Raw genomic sequence first — 21,341 nt, forward strand, 5'->3', positions numbered from 1 at the left:
GCTTAGCTGCCGGGGGATTCTTTTTTCCGGCGCACTAAATTCCAGACGGTACGAAACGGCCAGGCGATCAGGCTGAAGAGCGCCCCGGCCAAGGTATCGACCAGGCGCAGCGGCAGGCGAAACAGACGCAGCACCGGACGCAAGACCACTCTGACTGCGGCCTTTTTCTCATAAGCCAGATGCAGCAGCAGGATGCCAATGATGCCCGCAAACTTCACCGCCTTGGCGATGTGATAATGCCCGCCAGCTTCGCTGATGATGCTGTAGCCACCAGGTTCAAAGACTTCTTTGACGCTTTGGTCCCAGAAGAGCTCCAGCCCGAGCAGTAGACCCACGAAGCCCACCAGCAAAAAGGCAGTGTGCTCCAGCCAGGGCTGGCGTTTGAGCAGTTCGATGCAGTAACCCGCAACCATTCGCAGGGTGATGATGCCCAGCGTCACGCCGATATAGACCAGCACCTTGCTGTCGCGCGCAAAAGCCACCGCCGCGACGACGTTGTCGAAGCTCAGGCTCAGATCGAGAAGCGCGATCATCGCGATGGTGCTGGCAAAGCTCTGCGGTTCCTTCTTTGATTTTCCATCGCCATCTTCACCGTCATCCTCCTGCACGGCAAAGTGGGAGCACATCAGCCATACGAGGTAAAGCGAGCCCAGCAGCATCAGCCAGTGATTGCCCATGATGATGCTGGCGGTCAGCAGCGCTACTATGCGGAAGCCATAGGCTCCGATGTACCCGATGTTCATCGCCTTTTTGCGCTGCTCTTCTTCCAGATGCGAAGCCATCGCGGCGATCGCCAGCGCGTTGTCCACGGAGAGAAGCCCCTCGATAAGGATCAGAGCCAGCACCACGGGGGCGCCCTCTTTGATCGTGGTCCAGATGTCAGTGGCAGCGAGAAATTCGAAAATCATCAGCACGTATGATGGCGGACGTGTTACGGCTTTCCAGTACCATTTGGTTGTAAAGAAAAAACACCCCGTTTCGGATTACGAAACGGGGTGTCAGCAGAAACAACCAGAGGGGGCGGTTACGAGTAGGAGGATTCCACCCGTGTCGCCACGTCCCGGTAGCCGTAGTCGGCATTGTAAATTTCCTTCAGCGCTTCCAAGCTTCCTGGCTTGTCGCCCATTTTTTCCATCACGTTGGCCAGCTCGTAAAGCACTTCCTTCTTGGTGGCGTCCATGATCAGCAGCTCTTTGGCCGCCTCCATGAACGAGGTTTTGGCCAGATCGTTCATGTTCTTGCGCTCGAAACAGCGTCCCAGCATGAGGATCGCCTTGATGCGCAGGTTGGGGCTCGATTTAGCCTGCTGCAGTTCGGGAAGAGCCTCGCCATACATGCCGGCGCCGAAGTAGGCCTGACCTAGCTCAAAACGCAGCGCTTTGTCGGTCGGATTGCGGTCCACACGCGTCTTGGCTTCGCTGATGACGACACCGGCACGTTGCCGGCGGATTTCAGCAAGCTGTGCGCGTTTGTCATCAATGTCTGGCGCATCGGGATTGGTTTCGATTTCGCGCTCGTATTCCGTTATCTTTGCTTCCTGCACCTTGTCGCGCAGGATTTCCACCTTGCGCTGGAGGGCGACGTCGCCGGTGTTGAGAGTGAGGGCGTAATCGTAGAACATCAGCGCGGTATCGAGCTGGCCAAGGCGTTCATACAGATCCGACATGCGTTTGACGATGACGATGTTGCCCTGGTCGGCGTTGTATTGTTCGATGGTTTCCGCGAGAAACTGCTCCATCTGCTCCTGAGTCATACCTTGGCGGCTGAGCATTTCCAGCTTGGCAGCCTCTCCGGAATCCTTCATCGCATCCTTGAAATTGGAAGAGCCCCAGCCCTGATTTTTGATGGAGCCTTGCGCAGCGGAGTTCTTTTCCCCCTGCATGGCCTCCATGTCACGCGGGTTGACCTTCAAGATCCCGTTGTAGGTTTCGGCGGCTTTTTCTGGCTGCTGATTGGCCATGTAATGCTGCGCCAGCTTGTGCATGTTTTTGGTGTTCTCAGGATGGCCCCCGCGAATGGTCTCCAGAGCAAACGCCGCCAGCTCCGGGTACTGCATCTTCGTCGCGAGGTCATAGAGCTGCTCATTGGCGCTCAGACTGAAGGGGTCCTTGCGGAACACGTTCTCTTCCATTTCTGCGATCACTTCAGCCGGCTCCTTTTTGGAGCTGGGCTTGAAACCGCCCAGGCCGAAACTGAATTTCTTGCCGCTGCCGACGACCTCGCCCTCAGCGCTGCGCAGCAGTTTTCGGCCATCCATAAAGCCGACATTGCCTGTCACGATAGGCAGCACCTGGTCGATCACATACTCCCAGTTTTTCCGCTCGGCGGAAATGAGGGCTTTTTTCCAAAGGGCTTGGTACTTGGGGTCGAGTTCGGCTTCCTGAACGGTCATAATGCTGGGTGTTCTTGACGTGTTTAAATAAAGGGGTGGCGGCGGCTATTTTTTCCCGCCACCGAACCAGGCGGAGATGCCATGCAACTCGGCAACCGTGCCCTCAGTCAGGCCCTTCATGCTGAATCCGTGCTCAAAGAGCACCATCCAGACGAAGGTGGCGACGAGGAAAGCGAGGGTCCAGAGGACTTTGGAGAGAATACGCATGCCGGATTTTCATCTACTCTATGAAGAAAAGGGGCGAATCGTCCAGCACGGAGTTGCGCAGATGGAAAATGGCAGCGGATTGACTCCACTGCCCCCCAGCGGCAAATCGGACACGTCTGCTAGGCAGCAAGCTGCGTGACAACCCGATCTTCCTCGTACATCATTGGAACATGATTCGCAGTCTCATCGCCGGATCCCTGCGCATGTTTTCCGGTTCCGTCGCCCGCTGGCAGGGCTGTGCGCCGGAACTGGCCCAGCGTGTGTACTTTGCCAATCACACCAGCAATCTTGACGGCCCCGTGCTCTGGGCCTCATTGCCAGCCCCCGTGCGTTCGGTCACGCGCATGGTCGGGGCCAAGGACTACTGGTCGGTGGGCCGCGTGCGCCCCTTTCTGGCCTGCCATGTCTTCAATGCCGTCCTCATCGAGCGTAAAAAGCCCACGCCCGAGGCGAATCCGCTGGTGGAAATGGTCCAGGCAATGGGAGACCGCCACTCGCTCATCCTCTTTCCCGAAGGTGGTCGCCAGACCAGTCCCGAGCCGATGCCGTTCAAACCCGGGCTCTTCCATCTCGCCAAAAAGCGCCCCGACGTTCAGCTCGTCCCCGTGTGGATGGAAAACCTCAACCGCATCCTCCCCAAAGGCGAAATCCTGCCCGTCCCCGTCCTCGGCAGCGTCACCTTTGGCGAGCCGATCCGCCTGGAAGAAAACGAATCCAAACTCGATTTCCTCATCCGCGCTCGCGAGGCCGTGCTGAAACTGCGGCAGCATTGATTTTGTACGTTGGGTGTGTTTGGCGCGCTGTGATTTCTCCATCACGCAGAACCCTCTCCGCCAAACCGCCCGACTCCGGGAGCGAGTTCACCACACAAAGTCCCGTCACTTGCCCATAGTTGGCAGCCTCTCTGCCAGCCGCGACCGCAGACCCTCCAACACCTCCGCATGCTGCGAATCCTTCGCGAGGTTTGTGTACTCCTGCGGATCGCTGTCATGATCGTAAAGTTCGACTCCGCTCTTCCCCTCATCCCACTCAGTGCAGCGCCAGCGTGCAGTGCGGATCGTGCGCCCCCAAAATTCAGCATCAGCACCCCGCCGTGCCTGAGTGAAAGCCCCCTCATGGATGGACGCAGACGGATCTTCCAGCAACGGGCGCAAACTCAATCCCTGTGCCTGTTTGGGCGCAGGAATGCCACAAAGATCACAGAGCGTGGGATAGACATCCAGCAGCTCGACGAGACTCCGACTTTGCTGGCCACCACTCTTCATGCCCGGCGTGTGCAGGATGAAGGGCACGCGCGCGCTTTCTTCAAACAGACTGCGTTTGTGCCACAGGCCATGCTCTCCCAGATGCCAGCCGTGGTCGCTGGTGAAGACGATGATTGTGTTGTCATCCAGCCCCATCGCCTTGATCGCATCCAGCAATCGTCCGGCCTGCGCATCCACATAGCTCACACAGGCCAGATACGCGCGGATGGCAGCCCGCCGCTGCTCCGGCGTCGTGCTCAGCGCATAGCCGGGTACAGCCCCATTTCGCGCTGGCGCAGGAATGTCCGCCTCATCATCCGCCGGAGCCTCCGGCAGCGTGATGCTCTCGAAGGGATATAGATCAAAATACTTCGCCGGAGCGACCAGCGGCAGGTGCGGGCGGTGAAACCCCACCGCTAGGAAGAACGGCTTGCTCTTATCACGCTGGCCCAGCCACTCGATGGCGGTTTTGGCAAAGCTGCCATCCACCAGTTGATCATCATCCCCCGGGATTTCCTGCCAGCTCAAACCTTGCTTCTTACCAGCCTTCACCTTCACGCTGCTCTCCCGCTTCGGCGGGTACGGCAGCTCGCTTTTAAAGGGCGTCCCAAAGTCCCACGCCTGCGGATCGTCCATGCTTTCAAGCCCGGTGGGAATGCCCAGATGGAAGATCTTCCCGCACCGTGCCGTGGCGTAGCCGTTGTTGCGGAAGTGATGCGGCAGCGTCAGCACCTCAGGGAGGTTCGTGTATAAATTGTCCGCGTTGTCCGTGACCCGCGTCGTGTTGGGCCGCAGCCCGCTCATCATCGAAGCACGGGAAGGGTTGCAGTGCGGAAACTGGCAGTACGCCCGGCTGAACAGCACACTCCGCTTCGCCAGCGCATCCAGGTTCGGCGTCTTCGCCTGCGGATGCCCATAGCAGCTCAGCGTCGCCGCCAGATCGTCCGCCATGAGCAGCAGGACATTCGGACGCTGCTCAGCAGCGAACGACGAAATCAGACCGCCGAATGACGAAACAAAGAGAGCAAGGAGCAGGCGCATGCCACGCTAAACGTTGCGTCACCCTCCACCTATCGGCCTACTTCAGCTCCTTGATCCGCACATTGCGATACCACACCGGCAGCGCCTCATCCTGAAACGCGATCTGGCCCACGTTCGGACACCCAGCCAGTTTAATGTCATCCAGAATGGCGGCGATCACCTGCTCACCATTAAAAATCACCTTCACGTTGCGCCCCTTGACCGTGATCGTGTACCGGTTCCACTCCCCAGCCGGCTTCACCATGTTTTTAGAAGGGCCCGTGCCATGCACAATGCCGCCACAGTCGTGGTGCCCCGGTTTCTCCAGGCCGTAGGTGTCGAGGATCTGCACTTCAAAACCCGTCTTCACCGGCTCCTTCATGTCACCCACACGCATGAACACCCCACTGTTGCCCTTCGCATTGATCTTGAATTCCAGGTCCAGCACGAAGTCGCCGTACTGTTTTTCCGTGGCGATGTACGCATCGTAGCGTTGCCAGCCTTTCTCACCCTCACGCGGGTGCAGCGAGACGCTGCCATCGGCCTCCACCACCCAGTTCCCCGTCGTCTTCCAGCCCGAGAGGTCCTTGCCATTGAAGAGCGGCACGAAACCCGCTGCATCCGCCGCAGGGTGCAGATCTTCGGCATGTAGAGACAGAGCGAGGCAAAGAAAAGCGAGTAGGCAGGCGGGTTTCATCATGGTGGTCAGCATCAAACGCACGGTCCAAGCCCGATAAATCCCCGTTTGACATTTCGGCATCTATTTGGAACATATCAACGTATCCTGATACGTTGATTCGTTCCTTTTCACCCTAACCTGAACCCACCCCACACCTCATGTCCGACTTTAAAGTAAAAGACATCGCCCTCGCCGAATTCGGCCGCAAAGAACTCGACATCGCTGAGAGCGAAATGCCCGGCCTCATGGCCACCCGCGAGAAGTACGGCCCGAAGAAGCCCCTCGCTGGCGTCCGCATCACCGGCTCCCTGCACATGACCATCCAGACCGGCGTGCTCATCGAGACCCTCAAGGAACTCGGTGCTGATGTCCGCTGGGCCTCCTGCAACATTTTCTCCACTCAGGACCACGCTGCTGCTGGCATCGCCGTCACCGGCACTCCTGTCTTCGCCTGGAAAGGCGAGTCCCTTGAAGAATACTGGTGGTGCACCTGGAAGGCCATCATCTTCCCAGGAGACAAAGGCCCTCAGCTCATCGTCGACGACGGTGGCGATGTCACCCTCCTCATCCACAAAGGCTATGAGATGGAAAACGGCGACAAGTGGGTCGAGTCCCCCTCCGACAACCACGAAGTGAAGGTCATCAAGGACCTCCTCAAGGACATCGCCAAGAACCAGCCCGGCATTTTCCACACGATCGTCAAAGATCTCAAGGGCGTCTCCGAAGAGACCACCACCGGCGTGCATCGCCTCTATGAAATGGCCCGGGCCGGCAAGCTGCTCTTCCCTGCCATCAATGTGAACGACAGCGTCACCAAGTCCAAGTTCGACAACCTCTACGGCTGCCGCGAATCCCTCCTCGACGGCATCAAGCGTGCCACCGACGTCATGATCGCCGGCAAAGTCGGCGTCGTCTGCGGCTACGGCGACGTGGGCAAAGGCTGCGCAGCTGCCCTTCGCGGCATGGGCGCTCAGGTCATCGTCACCGAAATCGACCCTGTCTGTGCCCTTCAGGCCGCCATGGAAGGCCATCGCGTCATGCCGATCGAAGACACCCTCGGCTACGGCGACATCTACGTCACCACCACCGGCAACAAGGACATCATCACCCTTGAGCACATGGAGAAGATGAAGGACCAGGCCATCGTTTGCAACATCGGCCACTTCGACAACGAAATCCAGGTGGACAAGCTCAACGACCGCAAGGACGTCAAGCGCCTCAACATCAAGCCCCAGGTGGACAAGTACACCTTCCCGGCTGGCAACAGCATCTTCATGCTGGCTGAAGGCCGTCTTGTGAACCTCGGCTGCGCCACCGGCCATCCGAGCTTCGTGATGAGCAACAGCTTCACCAACCAGACCCTCGCGCAGATCGAACTCTGGGAAACCAAGGACACGCGTCCGAATGCCGTCACCGTCCTTCCGAAGAAGCTCGACGAAGAAGTCGCCCGCCTCCACCTCGCCAAGATCGGTGTGAAGCTCACCGTCCTCTCCAAGGACCAGGCCGACTACATCGGCGTCCCCGTCGAAGGCCCCTACAAGACCGATCAATACCGCTACTAAAGTAGCCCGGTTGCGCCGCAACTGGCGCATCACCAATTACAACCCCAAAACCACGAGGGCGGCCAGCAATGGCCGCTCTTTCTTTTTGGTGGTCACGCTGAACTTCCACGAGAACTATGCCGGGTAGGAATGGCGCTCAGTTATGGCAGGTTGTCGTACGTCGCGTTCACCAGCAGCGTCTGCAATGCCTGCCGCGAGGAGAGCGTGCCGCCAGCACAAAACTCACGATGGACTCCCTTAACCGAGCTCATTCGCGCCTATGGCATGGCACAATCAATAGTCCTCGGAGCCGGTCAGCTCCCACGCACAAAAATCCGTGTCTGCGTGGTGACAGACTACAGCACAGGTCTTTTCAATCAGCCGCCGGGTCGTGGTGAGCCTACCACCCAGTCATGGATCAACCATGGGTCTTGCGTCCCGTAGGCAGAGGCTTGGGCTTTTCCTTCTTCGGCTTTTTGACTTCCTTTTTGTGAGCGTTGTTGCCTTTGGCCATAATAATGTGCGTGTTGTTGGAATGCACCCAAAGTGTGGCTTAGGCGCATGCATCTGGCAAGACTAGGCTGGCGACATTTTGAGATGTCATGTTAAAAGGTGAACCTTTGTCCGGAAGGCCACGACACGACCTAGGATGGTTTTCGAGAATGGCGACATTGCTCAACTGTGCCGGATGAATTCACCTAAGAACAGGGGGTCAAACTTGCGCATTGCTTGTTGCAATGACTGGCTCAAAATAGATGCATCGCTCATGACACAATAATCTGCGCGCTCAGTCATGAAGATGCCTCTACAACCACAATGCCCAGGTGCCTTCCTGGCCTGGCAGAGGCGTGAGTTGGACATGAAAGAGGACATCGAGAAATGAAACTCATGTGCTGGATGCCACCATGGTCTGCGGTAGTGCTTCCTTTGGCGGCGCTCGGTGCCCAATGGCTCTGCTGGTCCTGGCTCCAGCCAATGGTGTGGTTCTTGTTTTACCCAGCCGTTTTCTTCAGTTCCTGGATCGGTGGCCAGCGCAGCGGATTGTGGGCCACCCTCATTTCCACGTTGCTGGTGCTGTGTTTTTTCATTGTTCAGCTTCCCGGCATCGAAAGCAGGCCTGCTCATGTTCTGCTCTCCATGGCAGTGTTCAATGGCATGGGCGTGCTGGTGAGCCTGCTGCATGGCCAGTGGCAAAAATCGACACAGGTGCAGGCGATGTATGCCGCCATCGTGGACTCGTCCGGGGATGCCATTATCAGCAAGAGTTTGGACAGTATCGTGACCAGTTGGAACGCCGGTGCCGAGAGCATCTTCGGTTATACGGCGGGTGAGATCATCGGTCGCTCAATCACCCTCCTGATGCCCCCGGGCCGGTTGGATGAAGAAAAGCTCATTTTGAGCCAGATCAAGCGTGGTGAACGAGTGGAGCATTTTGAAACCCTCCGGCAGACCAAGGCTGGGCGGTTGATCGATGTGTCAGTGACGGTCTCACCCATTCGCAACACCCTGGGGCAGATCATCGGTGCTTCCAAGGTGGCGCGTGACATCACCAAGCGTAAACAGGTGGAGGCAGCACTGCGGCAGACCGAGGCGCGTTTCGTCAAAGTCTTTTTTGCGAACCCGGCGGCCATCTCCATCACATCGGTTCAAGATGGCCGGTTGATCGAAGTCAATGAACGCTGCTGCCAGTTGTTTGGTCACACACGTGCAGAGTTGATCGGCCAGCCGACCTTGGAGCTTGCGCTGTGGGATGATCCTGCAACGCGAACTGTGCTGATGGAGCGTCTGCAAACCCAGGGGTTTGTGCGCGATTATGAAACGCAATTTCGACGCAAGGATCGGCAGCAGTTGGATGCGCTCATTTCCATGGAGCTGATTGATTTTCCCGGTGAACGCGAACCCGTTCTGGTTTCGATGTTCACTGACATCACCGAGCGCAAGCATGCCGAGGCGGCGTTGCGGGCCAGCGAGGAGTGGCAGCGCCTCATCACCAATCTCGTGCCCTATGCCATCTTCGCCAAAAACGCCGCTGGCCGTTACATCTTCGCCAACCGTGCACTGGCAGAGACACGCAATATCTCCATTGAGGATATTCTGGGGAAAGACGATTTCGCCTTGGTGTCAGACCCGGCGCAGGCGGAGGCATACCGGGCGGATGACCGCGCCGTCATCGCGTCTGGCGTCACGAAATTGATTCCTGAGGAACTGAACACAGATTTGTCAGGTCACACCCGTGTACTCCAGACCATCAAGATGCCGTTCACGGTGCCTGAAACCGGCGAGCCTGCAGTGTTTGGTGCCTGGGTGGACATCACCGAACGCAAACGCGCCGAGGAAGAAGTTCTCCGCCTGAATGCAGAACTGGAGCAGCGCGTGATCGTGCGCACCGCGGAGCTTGAAAGCGCTAACAAAGAGCTGGAATCCTTCTCCTACTCCGTCTCGCACGATCTTCGGGCACCTCTCCGCGCGATGGATGGCTTCTCCCGCGCCGTGCTGGAGGACTATGGCCAGCAACTGCCCGCCGAGGGTCTGCGCTATTTGCAGACCATCCGCACCGGCGCACAACGCATGGGCAGTTTGATCGACGATCTGCTCAGCTTTTCGCGGCTGAGCCGGGCAACGCTGAGCAAACGGACGATCAATGTCACCCAGCTTGTACAGGAAGTCTTCGATGAAATGCTCAGCCAGCGTGAAGGACGGCAGATAGACTTCCGCATCGGCGAGCTATCCCCCTGCTATGGAGACCCCGCCTTGTTAAGGCAGGTATGGGTCAATCTGCTTTCAAACGCCATTAAGTACACCCAGAAGCGCGAATCAGCCGTCATCGAAATCGGCTGCAAGCCGGAGTCACCGACCACCACTTATTTCGTGCGCGACAACGGCACCGGCTTCGACATGCGCTACGCCCACAAGCTCTTTGGCGTATTCCAGCGCCTGCATCGTGCTGAGGATTACGATGGCACCGGCGTCGGTCTTGCCATCGTTCAGCGCATCATTCACCGCCATGGCGGCAAGGTCTGGGCGGAAGCTGCGGTGGACCAGGGAGCCACTTTTTATTTCACCCTTGAAGGAGATAACCAATCATGAACACATCACACATCATCGAAATTCTGCTGGTCGAGGACAGCCTCGAAGATCTTGAACTCACACAGCGCGCTCTGCGCAACGCCAACCTCGGCAATCATATCCAGGTGGCCCGGGATGGGGCCGAGGCGATGGACTTCATCTTTTGCGAAGGGGAGCACATCGGGCGGAAGATCGAAGACACCCCCAAGCTGATCCTGCTCGATCTAAAACTGCCCAAAGTGGACGGGCTGGAGGTGCTGGAGCGCATCAAAACCGATCCGCGTACCAAGCACATTCCCGTCGTCGTCCTCACCTCCTCCAAGGAGCAGGTCGATGTCGTCAAAAGCTATCAACTGGGCGTCAACAGTTACATCGTCAAGCCGGTGAACTTCGAGGGCTTCACCGCTGCGGTGCAGGAGCTGGGCATGTACTGGCTGCTGCTCAATCAACCTCCCAAACTCGACAAATAGCATGACCCAGCCGTTACGAGTTCTGTTGGCGGAAGACAATCCCAACGACAGCGAGTTGGTGCTGCGTGCGCTGCGCCAGGCTGGTTTTGATCCCGACTGGCATCGTGTCGAAACGGAGCAGGACTTTCTGGAGCGGCTGACGCCCGACCTCGACATCATCCTCTCAGACTATGACATGCCGGAGTTCAACGGCCCGCATGCCTTGGAGCTGCTCCAGCACAGCGGCATGGACATTCCTTTCATCATCATCTCCGGCACCATCGGCGAAGATGTGGCTGTGGAAATGATGCGGCTGGGGGCCACCGATTACCTGCTCAAAGACCGCCTTACCAGGCTCGGCATCGCGGTAAGACAAGCCATGGCTCAGGGGCAGTTGCGCCGGGAACGCGTCAAAGCCGCCGAGGCGCAGAAGCTGAACGAGCAGGAACTGCGGAATTTGACGACCGAATTAAAAGTCGAACGCTCGCACCTGACCGCCGCGCAGGCAGTGGCCAAGATGGGCAGCTGGGACACCGATCTCTCCACGCTGGATGCGGTCTGGTCTGCCGAGACCTATCGCATTTTTGAAATCGAACCCGAACTCTATCAGCCGACGCACCAGTCTTTTTTGGAACTCGTGCATCCAGACGACCGCGCGGCGGTGGACCTCGCTTTCAATCAGTCCTTCGATCAGCATTCCGTAAACTCGCTCGAACACCGGCTCCTGATGCCCGACGGCCGGATCAAGTTCGTCGAAGAGCAGTGGCAGGTCTTTCATGATTTGCAGGGCAGGCCGCTCCGCGTGCTCGGCACCTGCCGGGACATCACCGAACGCAAACACGCGGAAGCGGAACTCCGCTGGAAGACAGCGTTTCTCGAAGCCCAGGTAAGAGCCTCCATCGATGGCATCATTGTCGTGGATCAGCAGGGCAGGCAGATTCTGCAAAACCAGAGGTTGGTTGAAATTTTTCAAATCCCCCAGCCAATCGCAGACAACAACGATGATGAAAGCCAGCTCCAGTGGGTGATGTCGATGGTCTCCAGCCCTGAAGCGTTTATTGAGAGAGTCAGGCATCTGTATGCCCACCCGGATGAAGTCGGTCGTGACGAAGTTGAACTGAAGAATGGCACGGTGCTAGACCGCTACTCTTCTCCTGTCGTCGGCAGCGACGGCCAGTATTATGGCAGAATCTGGACTTTCCGTGACATCACCGAGAACAAGAGAGCCGCCGTCGCCTTGCTGGAGTCCAAACGTTTCCTGCAGTCCGCGCTCAATGCCCTCACCTCCCACATCGCAATTTTGGACGAGCATGGAGTCATCCTTGAAGTCAATGACGCCTGGAATCGCTTTGCCGCCGACAACGACTTCAAGGGCCATCAGTATGGCGTGGGTGACAACTATCTCACGCTTTGTGACGCCTCCTCCGGCGCCTTCTCCGAAGAAGCTCCGGTGGTCGCGGCTGGAATACGCGCCGTCATGGCCGGAACTCAGCATGAATTCCACATGGAATACCCCTGTCACAGTCGGCAGGAGCAGCGCTGGTTCGTCGTGCGCATCACCCATTTCGGCAGCGCGGGGCCGCTGCGCGTGGTCATGGCACATGAAAACATCACCGAGCGCAAGCTGGCCGAGGATGCGCTGCGGGAGAGCGAGGAACGCTTCCGCCAGATTGCGGAAAACATTCAGGAAGTCTTCTTCATCCGGGACATCGCAACGCTGCAGGTGCTTTACATCAGCCCGGCCTATGAGCAGATCTGGGGCCGCTCCTGCGCAAGTCTGCAGGACACCCCGCAAAACTGGCACGAGGCGATCCATCCGGATGACAAGGCCCGGGTGCTGCAGACAGCCATCATGCGGCCGACGGACAGCGCCTACGACGAGGAGTTCCGCGTCATCCGGCCGGATGGATCCCTGCGGTGGGTGCGCAGCCGCGCCTTTCCCGTGCGCAATGCCGCTGGAGAAGTTTACCGCGTGGTCGGTGTGGCGCAGGACATCACCGAACGCAAACTTTCCAGTGATCAGCTGCGTGAGCAGGCCTCGTTGCTCGACAAGGCTCGCGATGCCATCCTGGTGCGGCACCTCGATCACGGCATCACCTACTGGAACAAGAGCGCTGAAATCCTCTACGGCTGGACTGCTGAAGAGGTCAAAGGTCGCCAGGCGGCTGATCTCCTGTTTCGAGATTTTCCCGCTTACGAGGCCGCCGTTGCCATCGCTTTAAGCAAAGGAGAGTGGTCCGGTGAAATCCAGCAGGTCACCAAATCAGGAGCCACCATTTTAATCGAGGCGCACTGGACGCTGATGCGGGATGATGCGGGCCGGCCGCAGTCGGTGCTCGCCATCAACAGCGACATCACTGAGAAAAAGAAAATGGAGCAGCAGTTCCTTCGCGCCCAGCGCATGGAAAGCATCGGCACTCTGGCCGGCGGCATCGCCCACGATCTCAACAACGTGCTCGCCCCGATCCTCATGTCGATTGAGTTGCTGCGCCTGACCAGCCGCGATGAACGCGCCAAGTCGGTGCTCACGACCATCGAAACCAGCGCCAAGCGTGGTGCCGACATGGTGAAGCAGATCCTTTCCTTTGCACGCGGCGTGGAAGGCCAGCGCATGGTCATCAATGTCAGGAATATCATCCAGGACATGCAGCACCTCGTGCAGGACACCTTCCCGAAGGAGATTGTCTTTCGTGCGGAGCTGGACCGGGATCTGCCGCTGTTTTCAGGGGATCACACCCAGGTGCATCAGGTTCTGCTGAACCTCTGCGTCAACGCCCGCGATGCCATGCCCAATGGCGGCATGCTCACCGTCAACGCCACCAGCCTGCAAGTGGACGAAAACTACGCCGGCATGAACCCCGGCTCCGTCCCGGGGCGGTACCTCAAGGTCCAGGTGACGGACACCGGCACCGGCATCCCCCAGGAGGTGGTGGACAAGATTTTTGATCCCTTTTTCACCACCAAAGAGCAGGGCAAAGGCACCGGTCTGGGGCTCTCCACCGTGTTATCCATCGTCAAAAGCCACGGCGGCTTCCTCAATGTGTACAGCGAGCCCGGCAACGGTACCACCTTCAGCATCTGCTTTCCTGCCCTGGATGCGCCAGAAGGTGTGGCTGCGAAAGTGCAGGAAGACACGCACTCACGCGGCAAGGGCGAGATGATCCTCATCGTGGATGATGAAGAATCTGTTCGCACCATCACCCAGCAGACGCTGGAAACGTACGGCTACCGTGTGCTGACCGCAGCGGACGGTACTGAGGCGGTGGCGCTTTATTCCATCCATCGCACGGCCATCGACGTTGTGGTGACAGACATGATGATGCCCGTCATGGGTGGCCAGGCCACCATCCAGGTGCTCCAACGGCTCAATCCCGCTGTCAAAATCATCGCCGCCAGTGGCCTCACCAACGATGGCAGTGCTGCCCGCGCCACCGGCATGGGGGTGAAGCACTTTCTACCCAAGCCCTTCACCGCCCAGACCATTCTGACAGCGCTACGGCAGGTTCTCAGCGAAACCGTCTAGAACCCATCCTCACGCCTCGCCGGTTTTCCTGCATCCCAGTCCCCAGACCTGCGCATAATGATGCGCCAGCCGCAGCTTCTGGGCGGCTTTCACCGAAATCACAAAGGGGTACAGCGACGGTTCACCAAGGCTGGATGCGATCTCGTTAAGCACCGTGGAAAGGCACATCCAGCGCTGCAACCAGGCGAGAAATTCCCCATCCTCAGCGGAGCTGGAAGACAGCATGGCCGGCAGTTCTCCCGACTCCACCGGCAGAATGACGAGCGGCAGCGCGATGAACTGCACCTGGATGCCCAGGCTCTCGCAGGTCTCCAGTCCGTCAATGATTTGCAAATAATGAGCCCACGTCTCCGCCCAGTCCTCCCACGGATGCGAGGACGCATACGCCGTGATGTAATTCTGCCCCCAATCCCCTGGAGCACCATTTTGATAATAGGTGCCGAGCGCCGCCGCGTAGTCGATCCACTCATCCCCGAAGCGTTCACGAAACGCGAGCCGCAGGGGATCATCCCAACCCAGTTCCGACAGTTGCCTCTGCCAGAGGTAGTGTGCACTTTCATGGCGGAAATGCCCCAGCAAGGTGCGGCTGCTTTCACCGAGTTGCTGCCGGTTGAACTGGCGGTAGCTGTCATCCGCCTCTTCAAGGTTCACCGTGATCACCCCATTGAGATGGCCCGTCGTTACCGTCGGGTTGGACAGCGTGCTGACGATGTCAAAAGCCAGCCCGTCCTTGGGATCATCCTTCTTCGAGGGCAGGCCGATGCCAAGTCGCAGCAGGGTGTAGATCAGCCGCCGCTTTGCCATCTCCATGCGCGCCCAGAGCATGCGGTTCCGGTCCGCGCTTAGATCGGGGATCGTACGGTTCATTCGGCAGGCAAGGCAAAGCACTGCAGTGGCGCTGGCAGGCAGCAGCCAGTTGCAGACGTTGTGTTTCACGCCATTTTGGCAGCGCTTCATGGTGCTGTCGGCTCGTACGCGCTTCATCGCACCTAGTTGCGGATCATATCCCACATCGCTGCTGCACTTCAAACAGCGTGAGCTGCCGAAGAAAAGCGCATTGCCGCACTCACAGGTAAATCGTTGCATGAAATGGATGTCTCCTCGACCCGAATCGAGCACTTGTCATGCGATGTTCACACAGATGCTCGTCCCTTCAACGGCACACGCACATCCTTCGCCTTCGGATTCATCGCGGTGATGCTGTTGAGGAAACTGATCGTGACATTGTCCCCGTCAAACACACACGTCACCACATCACTGTGCGGAGTCTCATAGTAGCGCCATTGCATCACCAGCGTACGCTCATCCTTCCACGCCGTACTCGCAGCGATCTTGGATGGCGCAGGTTGCTTCGGCATTCCTCCAGAAATCAAACGCGGCGGCGTGCCAGGAAAGGTCGCTACACCACGCAGCCACGTTCCGACCCCGCAGGTGATCGTATGATTGTCCGCAGTAAAAGTGCAGCCATTGTCATCAAAGCCAAACGACGCCTCTTTGAGTCCGAGACCATTGCTCTCCAGCTTGAATTTTTTGCTCACCGCCGCGGGCGAAGTCTTGCTGCCCTGCTGCGGCACGAGCGCCAGCGTCTTGAGCCTGCTCAAATCAGCCACTTGTGGCTCTTTGGAACCTATGGCAGGCAGCAGGTGCTTCCACACCAGATCCAGTTGCCCCTGCATGTTCTTGTTCTCACTCGTCATCACGATCACCGCCTCCTGCTCTGGCAGCACAATCGTGAACTGACCAAACGCCCCATCGCCACGGAAGCCGCTGCCCTGGCAGCGCCAGAATTGGTAGCCATAGCCCTGCAGCCAGTCGTTCTGCGCCTTGGGCCGGTCCTTCTTGTCTCCGCCCGGTTGCTGAATATGAAAACGAGTCGCCTCCTCCACCCACGCCGCAGGCAGCAGTTGTTCACCGTTCCACATGCCCTTTTGCAGCAGGAACTGGCCAAATTTCGCAAGCCCCTCCGTCTGAATGCTCAGCCCCCAGCCACCCGTGTTGATCCCATGCGGGCAGGTCTCCCACTTCATGCCTTTGATCCCCAGCGGCGCAAGTAAACGCGGCGTCAGATAATCCAGCACCGTCTGGTGCGTGAGCCGCTGCACAATGGCGGAGCACATGTACGTGGCGACGCTGTTGTACATGAACTGCGTCCCCGGCTTGTGCGCAATGTTCTGCGCCAGAAACGTCCGCGCCCAGTCCTCAGATTTCACGCACACCTGCGTCGGCTCCTTCTCATGGCCGGTGGACATCGTCAGCAGATCCTTCACCCGCATGGCCGCCAGGTTCTCGCTGATCGTCGCCGGCAGATCATCCGCAAAAAACGACACCACCTTGTCCTCCACGTTCAGCTTCCCTTCGGTCACCGCAAATCCCACCGCCGTGGAGGTGAAGCTCTTGCTCATCGAGTACATCGTATGCACGAACTCCGGCCCATACGGTTTCCACCACCCTTCCGCGATCACCTTGCCATGCCGCAGCATCATAAAGCTGTGCAGTTCAAACTTCTCACGCTCGACGGCATCGATGAAATCCAGTATCCCCTTGGCAGCAACACCCTGCGCCTCCGGCGTGCTGCGCGCCAGTTGCAGGCTCGTCTCCTCCGCAAAAACCTGCGGAATCCACAGGCTGAACGGAGCAAGGCTGGCAGTGCGAAGAAAGGCGCGGCGTGAGGTGATCATAAAAACGAGATTACAATGAGTCAGCCATGAAAGGCACTCAATTTTTGAGACTTGCATAAAAGTCAGACGTCCTGGTCTTGAAGGCCAACGGCCTTCCGTAATATAGCCCAGGGGTGCCGAGCTTGAGCGAGTGCTCCCCTGGGTCAGCAGCACACGACCGGAAAGCAAACCCAGAGCTTCGTTACATGCCCTGCCTGCCAGCAGCGTCTGCAATGAGCCCCGCCGCGCGCAGAGCGTGCCGCCAGCCCCAAAACCCACGATCCCCCTTAACCGCGTGCCATTCGAGTCCGGCAGACACGCCAAGCAAGAGATCAAAATCCCGTGTTCGGAAACCAGCGGCTGAAGTAGTTCTCATCCAGTCGCGTTAGCGGAATCGTCAACGGTTCAGGCACCCCGTTCTTGGCCCAGCGCAGCAGATCATCGCGATGTCCGAGCTTGCCCAGCACATCAAACACATTCCCGGGGGAGTTGTCCGGCCAGCCCTTCATCACCTGCGGGTCCCAGATCGCGACGCCCGGGTCTCCTGCGGCAAGATAGCCCGCAGCCTGCTTGCACAGCTCCTTCGGCTTGCCCGTTTTCCAGGCGATCACCATCGGGTAGGCCTTCGTCTTCGTGCCCTTCGTAATGCGCCGATAGTAGTCCATGTCGATCTTCCCAGGCGTCTTTTCAAATGACGTATGATACGCAAACCACGTCGTCGCCAGATCATCGACAAGCCCGCGCTGAATCCAGTTCGGCAGATCAAGCCCCCAGCGCTGGTTGTCCTTCTCCTTCGCAAAGGTGCCGAGCGAAATCTTATAGCGCTCTTTGCGGCCCTGCTTCGCCGCCGTTTCATCCAGCAGCGCACGCACCTCCGTCATGAAGTCAGTCATGATCGCCGCACGCGTCGCGTGGATGCGCGGATCATCGTCCTCCACGGCTTTGGCATCAGCGTTGTGCATCGCTTTGAAGCGTTCGCAAAACGCATCCTCCCACAGCATCAGCGGCATGCCGCGATTAAACACAAAGCCCACGCCCTCCGGCTGCAGCTCCAGCGTTTCACGGAAGACCTCGATCAAATGCTTCCTCACTTCGGGGTTGGCATAGCTCATGAAAAACGTCGGCGTGCCATCGCGGTCAAAACAGCGCCACTCGGGATGCGCGTAGAAAAACTTGCTGTTGAAAGTCTCCTCATACGGCATCGATCCCACCCAGCCCGCAGGCCGCAGCATCACATGAAACTCCGCACCCTGCGCCTTCGCCGCATCGCGCGCCACCTTCAGCGGATGGACCCCTTTCTTGAACAGCGTCTCCAGCGACTTGGTGTAGATCGCATAAGTGCCGTTGGGAAAATCAACGGTTCCTTCGCCCGCATAGGTGCCGACCTTGCTCGGATAGCACACCAGGTCAGCCCCGGTCACCTGAAACCACCACTTGCCAATGTCCGTGCTTTCAAAGCCACGAAATTCCTCCGCCAGTTCCTCCGCCGTCGTCGGCTTGAACGGCCAGATCCAGCTATGTCCATCAAACGTGGCGATGGAAGTTCGATGCTTCGATTTGGCCTGGCTCCCCGCCACCTCAGCCTCTGTCAGCGGCACCACCTTTACATAGCAAACCGTCGCCGGCAGTCCCGGCATCGGCGCGATCTCCAGCGCCTGTCCGTTTAAATTCGCCACCATGAGGTAGCACTCCTGAATCACCGCACGGCGGTTCTTCATCAGCGCCAGATTGTTCGCCATGCGCTTGAACACCGGCTCATCGCTCAGCTTTGCCTTGATGCCATTGCCGCCAATGTTGAATCCCCCCGAAGTCGTCGCCAGACCCACATACACCGCATGCCAGCCACGCTCCGCCAGCGGCAGCTTGACCACTGGCGGATTCGTGCTGCTGTAGATCGACAGCGCCGTCCCTTTCATCTCCGCCGTGGTGAAGGGAATCATCTTCCATTTCCCTTTCTGCCGCTTCCCTGTGATCAGCGCGTCTGCGGGCTCCATCTTCGAAAGCTCGGTGATCACCGTGGCCTTCGCTACTTGTGAAAAGCTGCGTGAGTCATGGGCGAAAAACTCGGGCGGACTTGTGCCGGCGCTTTCCGCATGGGCAGCTCCGATGACGAGAGCAAGAAAAAGTGTGAGCCGTTTCATGCGCACAAAACGAGTCGGACCGGCTTTTGCTTGCGCGCCACCTGATAAACCAACTTCGTCGCCTACCGCAGCGCCACCGCCTTCACCCCGCTCATCGGATAATGCGTCACCGCATCCCAGGCCAGCTCTTGCAGCAGCGCATTGAGTTCAGCCGCCTGTGGCACGTCCTTTAAAGCTGCTGGCACCGGCAGGCCAACCGGCGTGCGCTGATAGATCGCCCCGAAGTGGCAGTAGGTCACCAGCACAGACAGCGCCGGCATCGGGTGCCCGAGATCGTCCTTGAACAAATCCGCCTGCTTCGTGATGCCCGGCGCTTTGCCTTCGATCACACGCTCCCGCAGCGCAAACACCGCATCAGTGACCGGGACAATGCAGACCGCCTCCTTGCCCACCGCCGCGTTGAGCGCAGTCACCTGGGCTTCGAGTTGTTTGAGCCATTGCTCGCGCTGCATGTCGTGCAGCTTCCGCAGGCTTTCCAGCGTGGCGTCATTGCGCATGGCGTTATGAAATTCACCCGTCAGATTGCCATCCCGTGCCGGCCATGACGCCTGTACCAGCACACGCAGTTTCGGATTCTTCTCCAGACCCAGCTTGGTGAAGTTGTCGATGCCCTCATCCGGCAGCAGCATGTGTGGCGAGACCGTCAGCACATCCACACTGCCTCCGCGCAGTGCCTTCTTCGCGAGATTGTTCTCATCCGGCATCTCCCAGTGCTGCAGCGTCCGCGAGCCACCAATCATCTGCCTCCCCGCATCCTCATAGCCTATGCCCGCCGCCTCCACCATCTTCGGCAGCATGCTGGCGGTGAAAATCATGAAGCTGTGAGCACACACAAACACTCGCGGTCCGGCGGGCAAACCGAGCGCCGCAGGTGTGGTAAATTCCCCGGGCTGGCTGGTATTGGCACCCTTCGACTTGGATTTGCTGGCCAGCAGCGCCTTCAGCTCCGGGTGCGCCTCCAGATATTTCAGCGCCTCTTCCACTGAGAGCGCACCGTTCTTGTCCGCATCCGCTTCGGGGTAAAGTTTGAGCGCCTGTGCCAGCCGCACTTCGATGCCGGTCTTCTTTTCGCCCGTTGTCGCCACTTGCGCGACCAGCCACTTGGCTCCCAGTGCGAAGGTGGCTGCGATCAGGATGCGAAAAGTTGATTTCATAGGGGGAGACGGGCGATGAAGACGTGGCAACCTGCCGCTTATATCATCGGCATGACTCCCGGCGCTTGTGTCGCTTCTGAGCCTCACTCCTTCTACGCAGCGGGTGGCTGGGAGGAGCCCTCGAAATTTTTGCTCTTGGAAAAGCCTTTGCTTCATCGCTGGCCTTGCCATTCTGCGCACCTCCTTCCCGCATGCATCCGGACATCTCCCCCATCGCCGCCGACCTAGGCATTGCGCCTGAGCACCTCATTCTACATGGCCGCCACATGGCCAAGGTCAGTCTCAAGGCCCTGCACGATAAACCGCAGCGTGGCAAACTCATCCTCGTCTCCGCCATCACCCCTACACCGGCAGGAGAGGGGAAAACGACCGTCTCCATTGGCCTCGCCCAGGGATTGAAGAAAATCGGGCAAAGCGCCGCCCTCGCGCTCCGCCAGCCATCCATGGGTCCGGTGTTTGGCCGCAAAGGCGGCGCCACCGGCGGCGGCAAAAGCACCGTCCTGCCCGCGCATTCCATCAATCTGCACTTCACCGGCGACTTCCATGCCATCACCTGCGCGCACAACCTGCTCTCCGCCGTGATCGACAATCAGCTCTTCCTCGGCGAGGCGCGGCTCTCTCCTGAGCGCGTGCTGTGGAAGCGTGTCATGGACATGAACGACCGCGCCCTGCGCAGCGTGCGCACCGCCGTCGGCAAGCCGACCGAACGCGCCACCGGCTTCGACATCACCGCCGCCTCCGAGATCATGGCCATCATGTGCCTCGCCGAATCACTGCCGGATTTACGCCGTCGTCTCGAACGCATCGTCGTCGGCTTCACCGCCGAGGGCGATCCCGTCTATGCCAAGGAGTTCCGCGTCACAGGTGCCATGCTGGCCCTGCTGCGCGAGGCCCTGCCGCCCAATCTCGTGCAAAGCGTCGAAGGCGTACCCGCCTTCCTGCACGGCGGACCCTTTGCCAACATCGCCCACGGCTGCAATTCCGTGCTCGCCACCCGCATGGCGCTCGCCCACGCCGACTACGCAGTCACAGAGGCCGGATTCGCCTTCGATCTCGGCGGGGAAAAATTCATGCACATCAAGTGCCGTCAAAGCGGCCTCGCGCCTGCGGCCATCGTCATCGTGGCCACCGTGCGTGCCCTCAAGATGCACGGCGGCGTGCCGCTGGACCAGCTCACTCAGACCGACACCGCTGCCCTCAGCCGTGGCTTGGAAAATCTCGCCGCGCATCTGGACAGCGCCGCCCACTTCCAGCGTCCCGTCATCGTG

At 58.8% G+C, this 21,341-nt stretch carries 15 protein-coding genes; 6 read left to right on the forward strand and 9 right to left on the reverse strand.

Going from position 1 to position 21,341, the window contains the following annotated elements; translation table 11 throughout:
• Positions 1 to 2: 2 nt before the first annotated feature.
• The 3 genes from PSV43_RS12630 to PSV43_RS12640 all read right to left on the reverse strand — a co-directional run bounded on the left by PSV43_RS12630 (position 3) and on the right by PSV43_RS12640 (position 2,599).
• On the reverse strand, positions 3 to 908 hold the full coding sequence (locus PSV43_RS12630) for a DUF475 domain-containing protein (RefSeq protein WP_300197477.1): 906 nt from the start codon (positions 906 to 908) through the stop codon (positions 3 to 5).
• Between the two features lie 116 nt (positions 909 to 1,024).
• Entirely contained in the window at positions 1,025 to 2,392 is a 1,368-nt protein-coding gene (locus tag PSV43_RS12635; protein ID WP_300197479.1) for a hypothetical protein, read from the reverse strand.
• Between the two features lie 45 nt (positions 2,393 to 2,437).
• Positions 2,438 to 2,599 (reverse strand): hypothetical protein, encoded by a 162-nt coding sequence (locus PSV43_RS12640; RefSeq protein WP_300197482.1) that lies wholly within the window; start codon positions 2,597 to 2,599, stop codon positions 2,438 to 2,440.
• Positions 2,600 to 2,769: 170 nt separating this feature from the next.
• On the opposite strand from PSV43_RS12640, the gene PSV43_RS12645 reads away from it, so the two are divergent.
• Positions 2,770 to 3,372 carry a lysophospholipid acyltransferase family protein gene (locus tag PSV43_RS12645; RefSeq protein ID WP_300197485.1) on the forward strand — a complete coding sequence of 201 codons (603 nt, stop codon included), beginning with the start codon at positions 2,770 to 2,772 and terminating at the stop codon, positions 3,370 to 3,372.
• Positions 3,373 to 3,477: 105 nt separating this feature from the next.
• Here the strand turns inward: PSV43_RS12645 and PSV43_RS12650 are convergent, their stop codons facing one another.
• Positions 3,478 to 4,884, reverse strand: a complete 1,407-nt coding sequence (locus PSV43_RS12650) for a sulfatase (protein ID WP_300197488.1) — start codon at positions 4,882 to 4,884, stop codon at positions 3,478 to 3,480.
• A 37-nt stretch (positions 4,885 to 4,921) separates the two neighbouring features.
• A complete protein-coding gene (locus PSV43_RS12655) occupies positions 4,922 to 5,563 on the reverse strand; it encodes a DUF1080 domain-containing protein (protein ID WP_300197491.1) in 642 nt (213 codons plus the stop codon).
• A gap of 137 nt (positions 5,564 to 5,700) precedes the next feature.
• Here PSV43_RS12655 and ahcY point away from each other — a divergent pair, with 137 nt between their 5' ends.
• The 4 genes from ahcY to PSV43_RS12675 all read left to right on the forward strand — a co-directional run bounded on the left by ahcY (position 5,701) and on the right by PSV43_RS12675 (position 14,121).
• Positions 5,701 to 7,104 (forward strand): adenosylhomocysteinase, encoded by a 1,404-nt coding sequence (gene ahcY, locus PSV43_RS12660; RefSeq protein WP_300197494.1) that lies wholly within the window; start codon positions 5,701 to 5,703, stop codon positions 7,102 to 7,104.
• Between the two features lie 858 nt (positions 7,105 to 7,962).
• The gene (locus tag PSV43_RS12665) at positions 7,963 to 10,170 is read left to right on the forward strand and encodes a PAS domain S-box protein (protein WP_300197497.1); all 2,208 of its coding nucleotides are present in this window, start codon (positions 7,963 to 7,965) and stop codon (positions 10,168 to 10,170) included.
• Positions 10,167 to 10,619: a response regulator gene (locus tag PSV43_RS12670; RefSeq protein ID WP_300197500.1), complete on the forward strand. Its 453-nt coding sequence runs from the start codon at positions 10,167 to 10,169 to the stop codon at positions 10,617 to 10,619. Before PSV43_RS12665 ends, PSV43_RS12670 begins: the two co-directional genes overlap by 4 nt.
• A 1-nt stretch (position 10,620) precedes the next feature.
• A complete protein-coding gene (locus PSV43_RS12675) occupies positions 10,621 to 14,121 on the forward strand; it encodes a PAS domain S-box protein (RefSeq protein WP_300197503.1) in 3,501 nt (1,166 codons plus the stop codon).
• Between the two features lie 9 nt (positions 14,122 to 14,130).
• Here PSV43_RS12675 and PSV43_RS12680 read toward each other — a convergent pair whose 3' ends face one another.
• From PSV43_RS12680 to PSV43_RS12695, 4 genes are all read right to left on the reverse strand, one after another.
• Positions 14,131 to 15,207, reverse strand: a complete 1,077-nt coding sequence (locus PSV43_RS12680) for a putative zinc-binding metallopeptidase (RefSeq protein ID WP_300197507.1) — start codon at positions 15,205 to 15,207, stop codon at positions 14,131 to 14,133.
• A gap of 47 nt (positions 15,208 to 15,254) precedes the next feature.
• Positions 15,255 to 16,799 carry a serine hydrolase gene (locus tag PSV43_RS12685; protein WP_300197510.1) on the reverse strand — a complete coding sequence of 515 codons (1,545 nt, stop codon included), beginning with the start codon at positions 16,797 to 16,799 and terminating at the stop codon, positions 15,255 to 15,257.
• 311 nt (positions 16,800 to 17,110) lie between these two features.
• On the reverse strand, positions 17,111 to 18,919 hold the full coding sequence (locus tag PSV43_RS12690; protein WP_300197513.1) for a hypothetical protein: 1,809 nt from the start codon (positions 18,917 to 18,919) through the stop codon (positions 17,111 to 17,113).
• Positions 18,920 to 18,981: 62 nt separating this feature from the next.
• Entirely contained in the window at positions 18,982 to 20,073 is a 1,092-nt protein-coding gene (locus PSV43_RS12695) for a hypothetical protein (RefSeq protein WP_300197516.1), read from the reverse strand.
• Positions 20,074 to 20,264: 191 nt separating this feature from the next.
• Here PSV43_RS12695 and PSV43_RS12700 point away from each other — a divergent pair.
• Positions 20,265 to 21,341: formate--tetrahydrofolate ligase (locus PSV43_RS12700; protein ID WP_300197519.1), on the forward strand; the 1,077-nt coding region annotated here is incomplete at its 3' end.

Origin of the sequence: Prosthecobacter sp. (assembly GCF_029946185.1) — a bacterium.
Taxonomy (GTDB): Bacteria; Verrucomicrobiota; Verrucomicrobiia; order Verrucomicrobiales; family Verrucomicrobiaceae; genus Prosthecobacter.

Bases quoted from the DNA above. Each gene is read 5' to 3' on its own strand.
- PSV43_RS12665 (WP_300197497.1), top strand. From the start codon at position 7,963: ATGAAACTCATGTGCTGGATGCCACCATGGTCTGCGGTAGTGCTTCCT.
- PSV43_RS12675 (WP_300197503.1), top strand. From the start codon at position 10,621: ATGACCCAGCCGTTACGAGTTCTGTTGGCGGAAGACAATCCCAACGAC.
- PSV43_RS12680 (WP_300197507.1), bottom strand. From the start codon at position 15,207: ATGCAACGATTTACCTGTGAGTGCGGCAATGCGCTTTTCTTCGGCAGC.
- PSV43_RS12635 (WP_300197479.1), bottom strand. From the start codon at position 2,392: ATGACCGTTCAGGAAGCCGAACTCGACCCCAAGTACCAAGCCCTTTGG.
- PSV43_RS12640 (WP_300197482.1), bottom strand. From the start codon at position 2,599: ATGCGTATTCTCTCCAAAGTCCTCTGGACCCTCGCTTTCCTCGTCGCC.
- PSV43_RS12690 (WP_300197513.1), bottom strand. From the start codon at position 18,919: ATGAAACGGCTCACACTTTTTCTTGCTCTCGTCATCGGAGCTGCCCAT.
- PSV43_RS12630 (WP_300197477.1), bottom strand. From the start codon at position 908: ATGATTTTCGAATTTCTCGCTGCCACTGACATCTGGACCACGATCAAA.
- PSV43_RS12695 (WP_300197516.1), bottom strand. From the start codon at position 20,073: ATGAAATCAACTTTTCGCATCCTGATCGCAGCCACCTTCGCACTGGGA.
- PSV43_RS12650 (WP_300197488.1), bottom strand. From the start codon at position 4,884: ATGCGCCTGCTCCTTGCTCTCTTTGTTTCGTCATTCGGCGGTCTGATT.
- ahcY (WP_300197494.1), top strand. From the start codon at position 5,701: ATGTCCGACTTTAAAGTAAAAGACATCGCCCTCGCCGAATTCGGCCGC.
- PSV43_RS12670 (WP_300197500.1), top strand. From the start codon at position 10,167: ATGAACACATCACACATCATCGAAATTCTGCTGGTCGAGGACAGCCTC.
- PSV43_RS12655 (WP_300197491.1), bottom strand. From the start codon at position 5,563: ATGATGAAACCCGCCTGCCTACTCGCTTTTCTTTGCCTCGCTCTGTCT.
- PSV43_RS12645 (WP_300197485.1), top strand. From the start codon at position 2,770: ATGATTCGCAGTCTCATCGCCGGATCCCTGCGCATGTTTTCCGGTTCC.
- PSV43_RS12685 (WP_300197510.1), bottom strand. From the start codon at position 16,799: ATGATCACCTCACGCCGCGCCTTTCTTCGCACTGCCAGCCTTGCTCCG.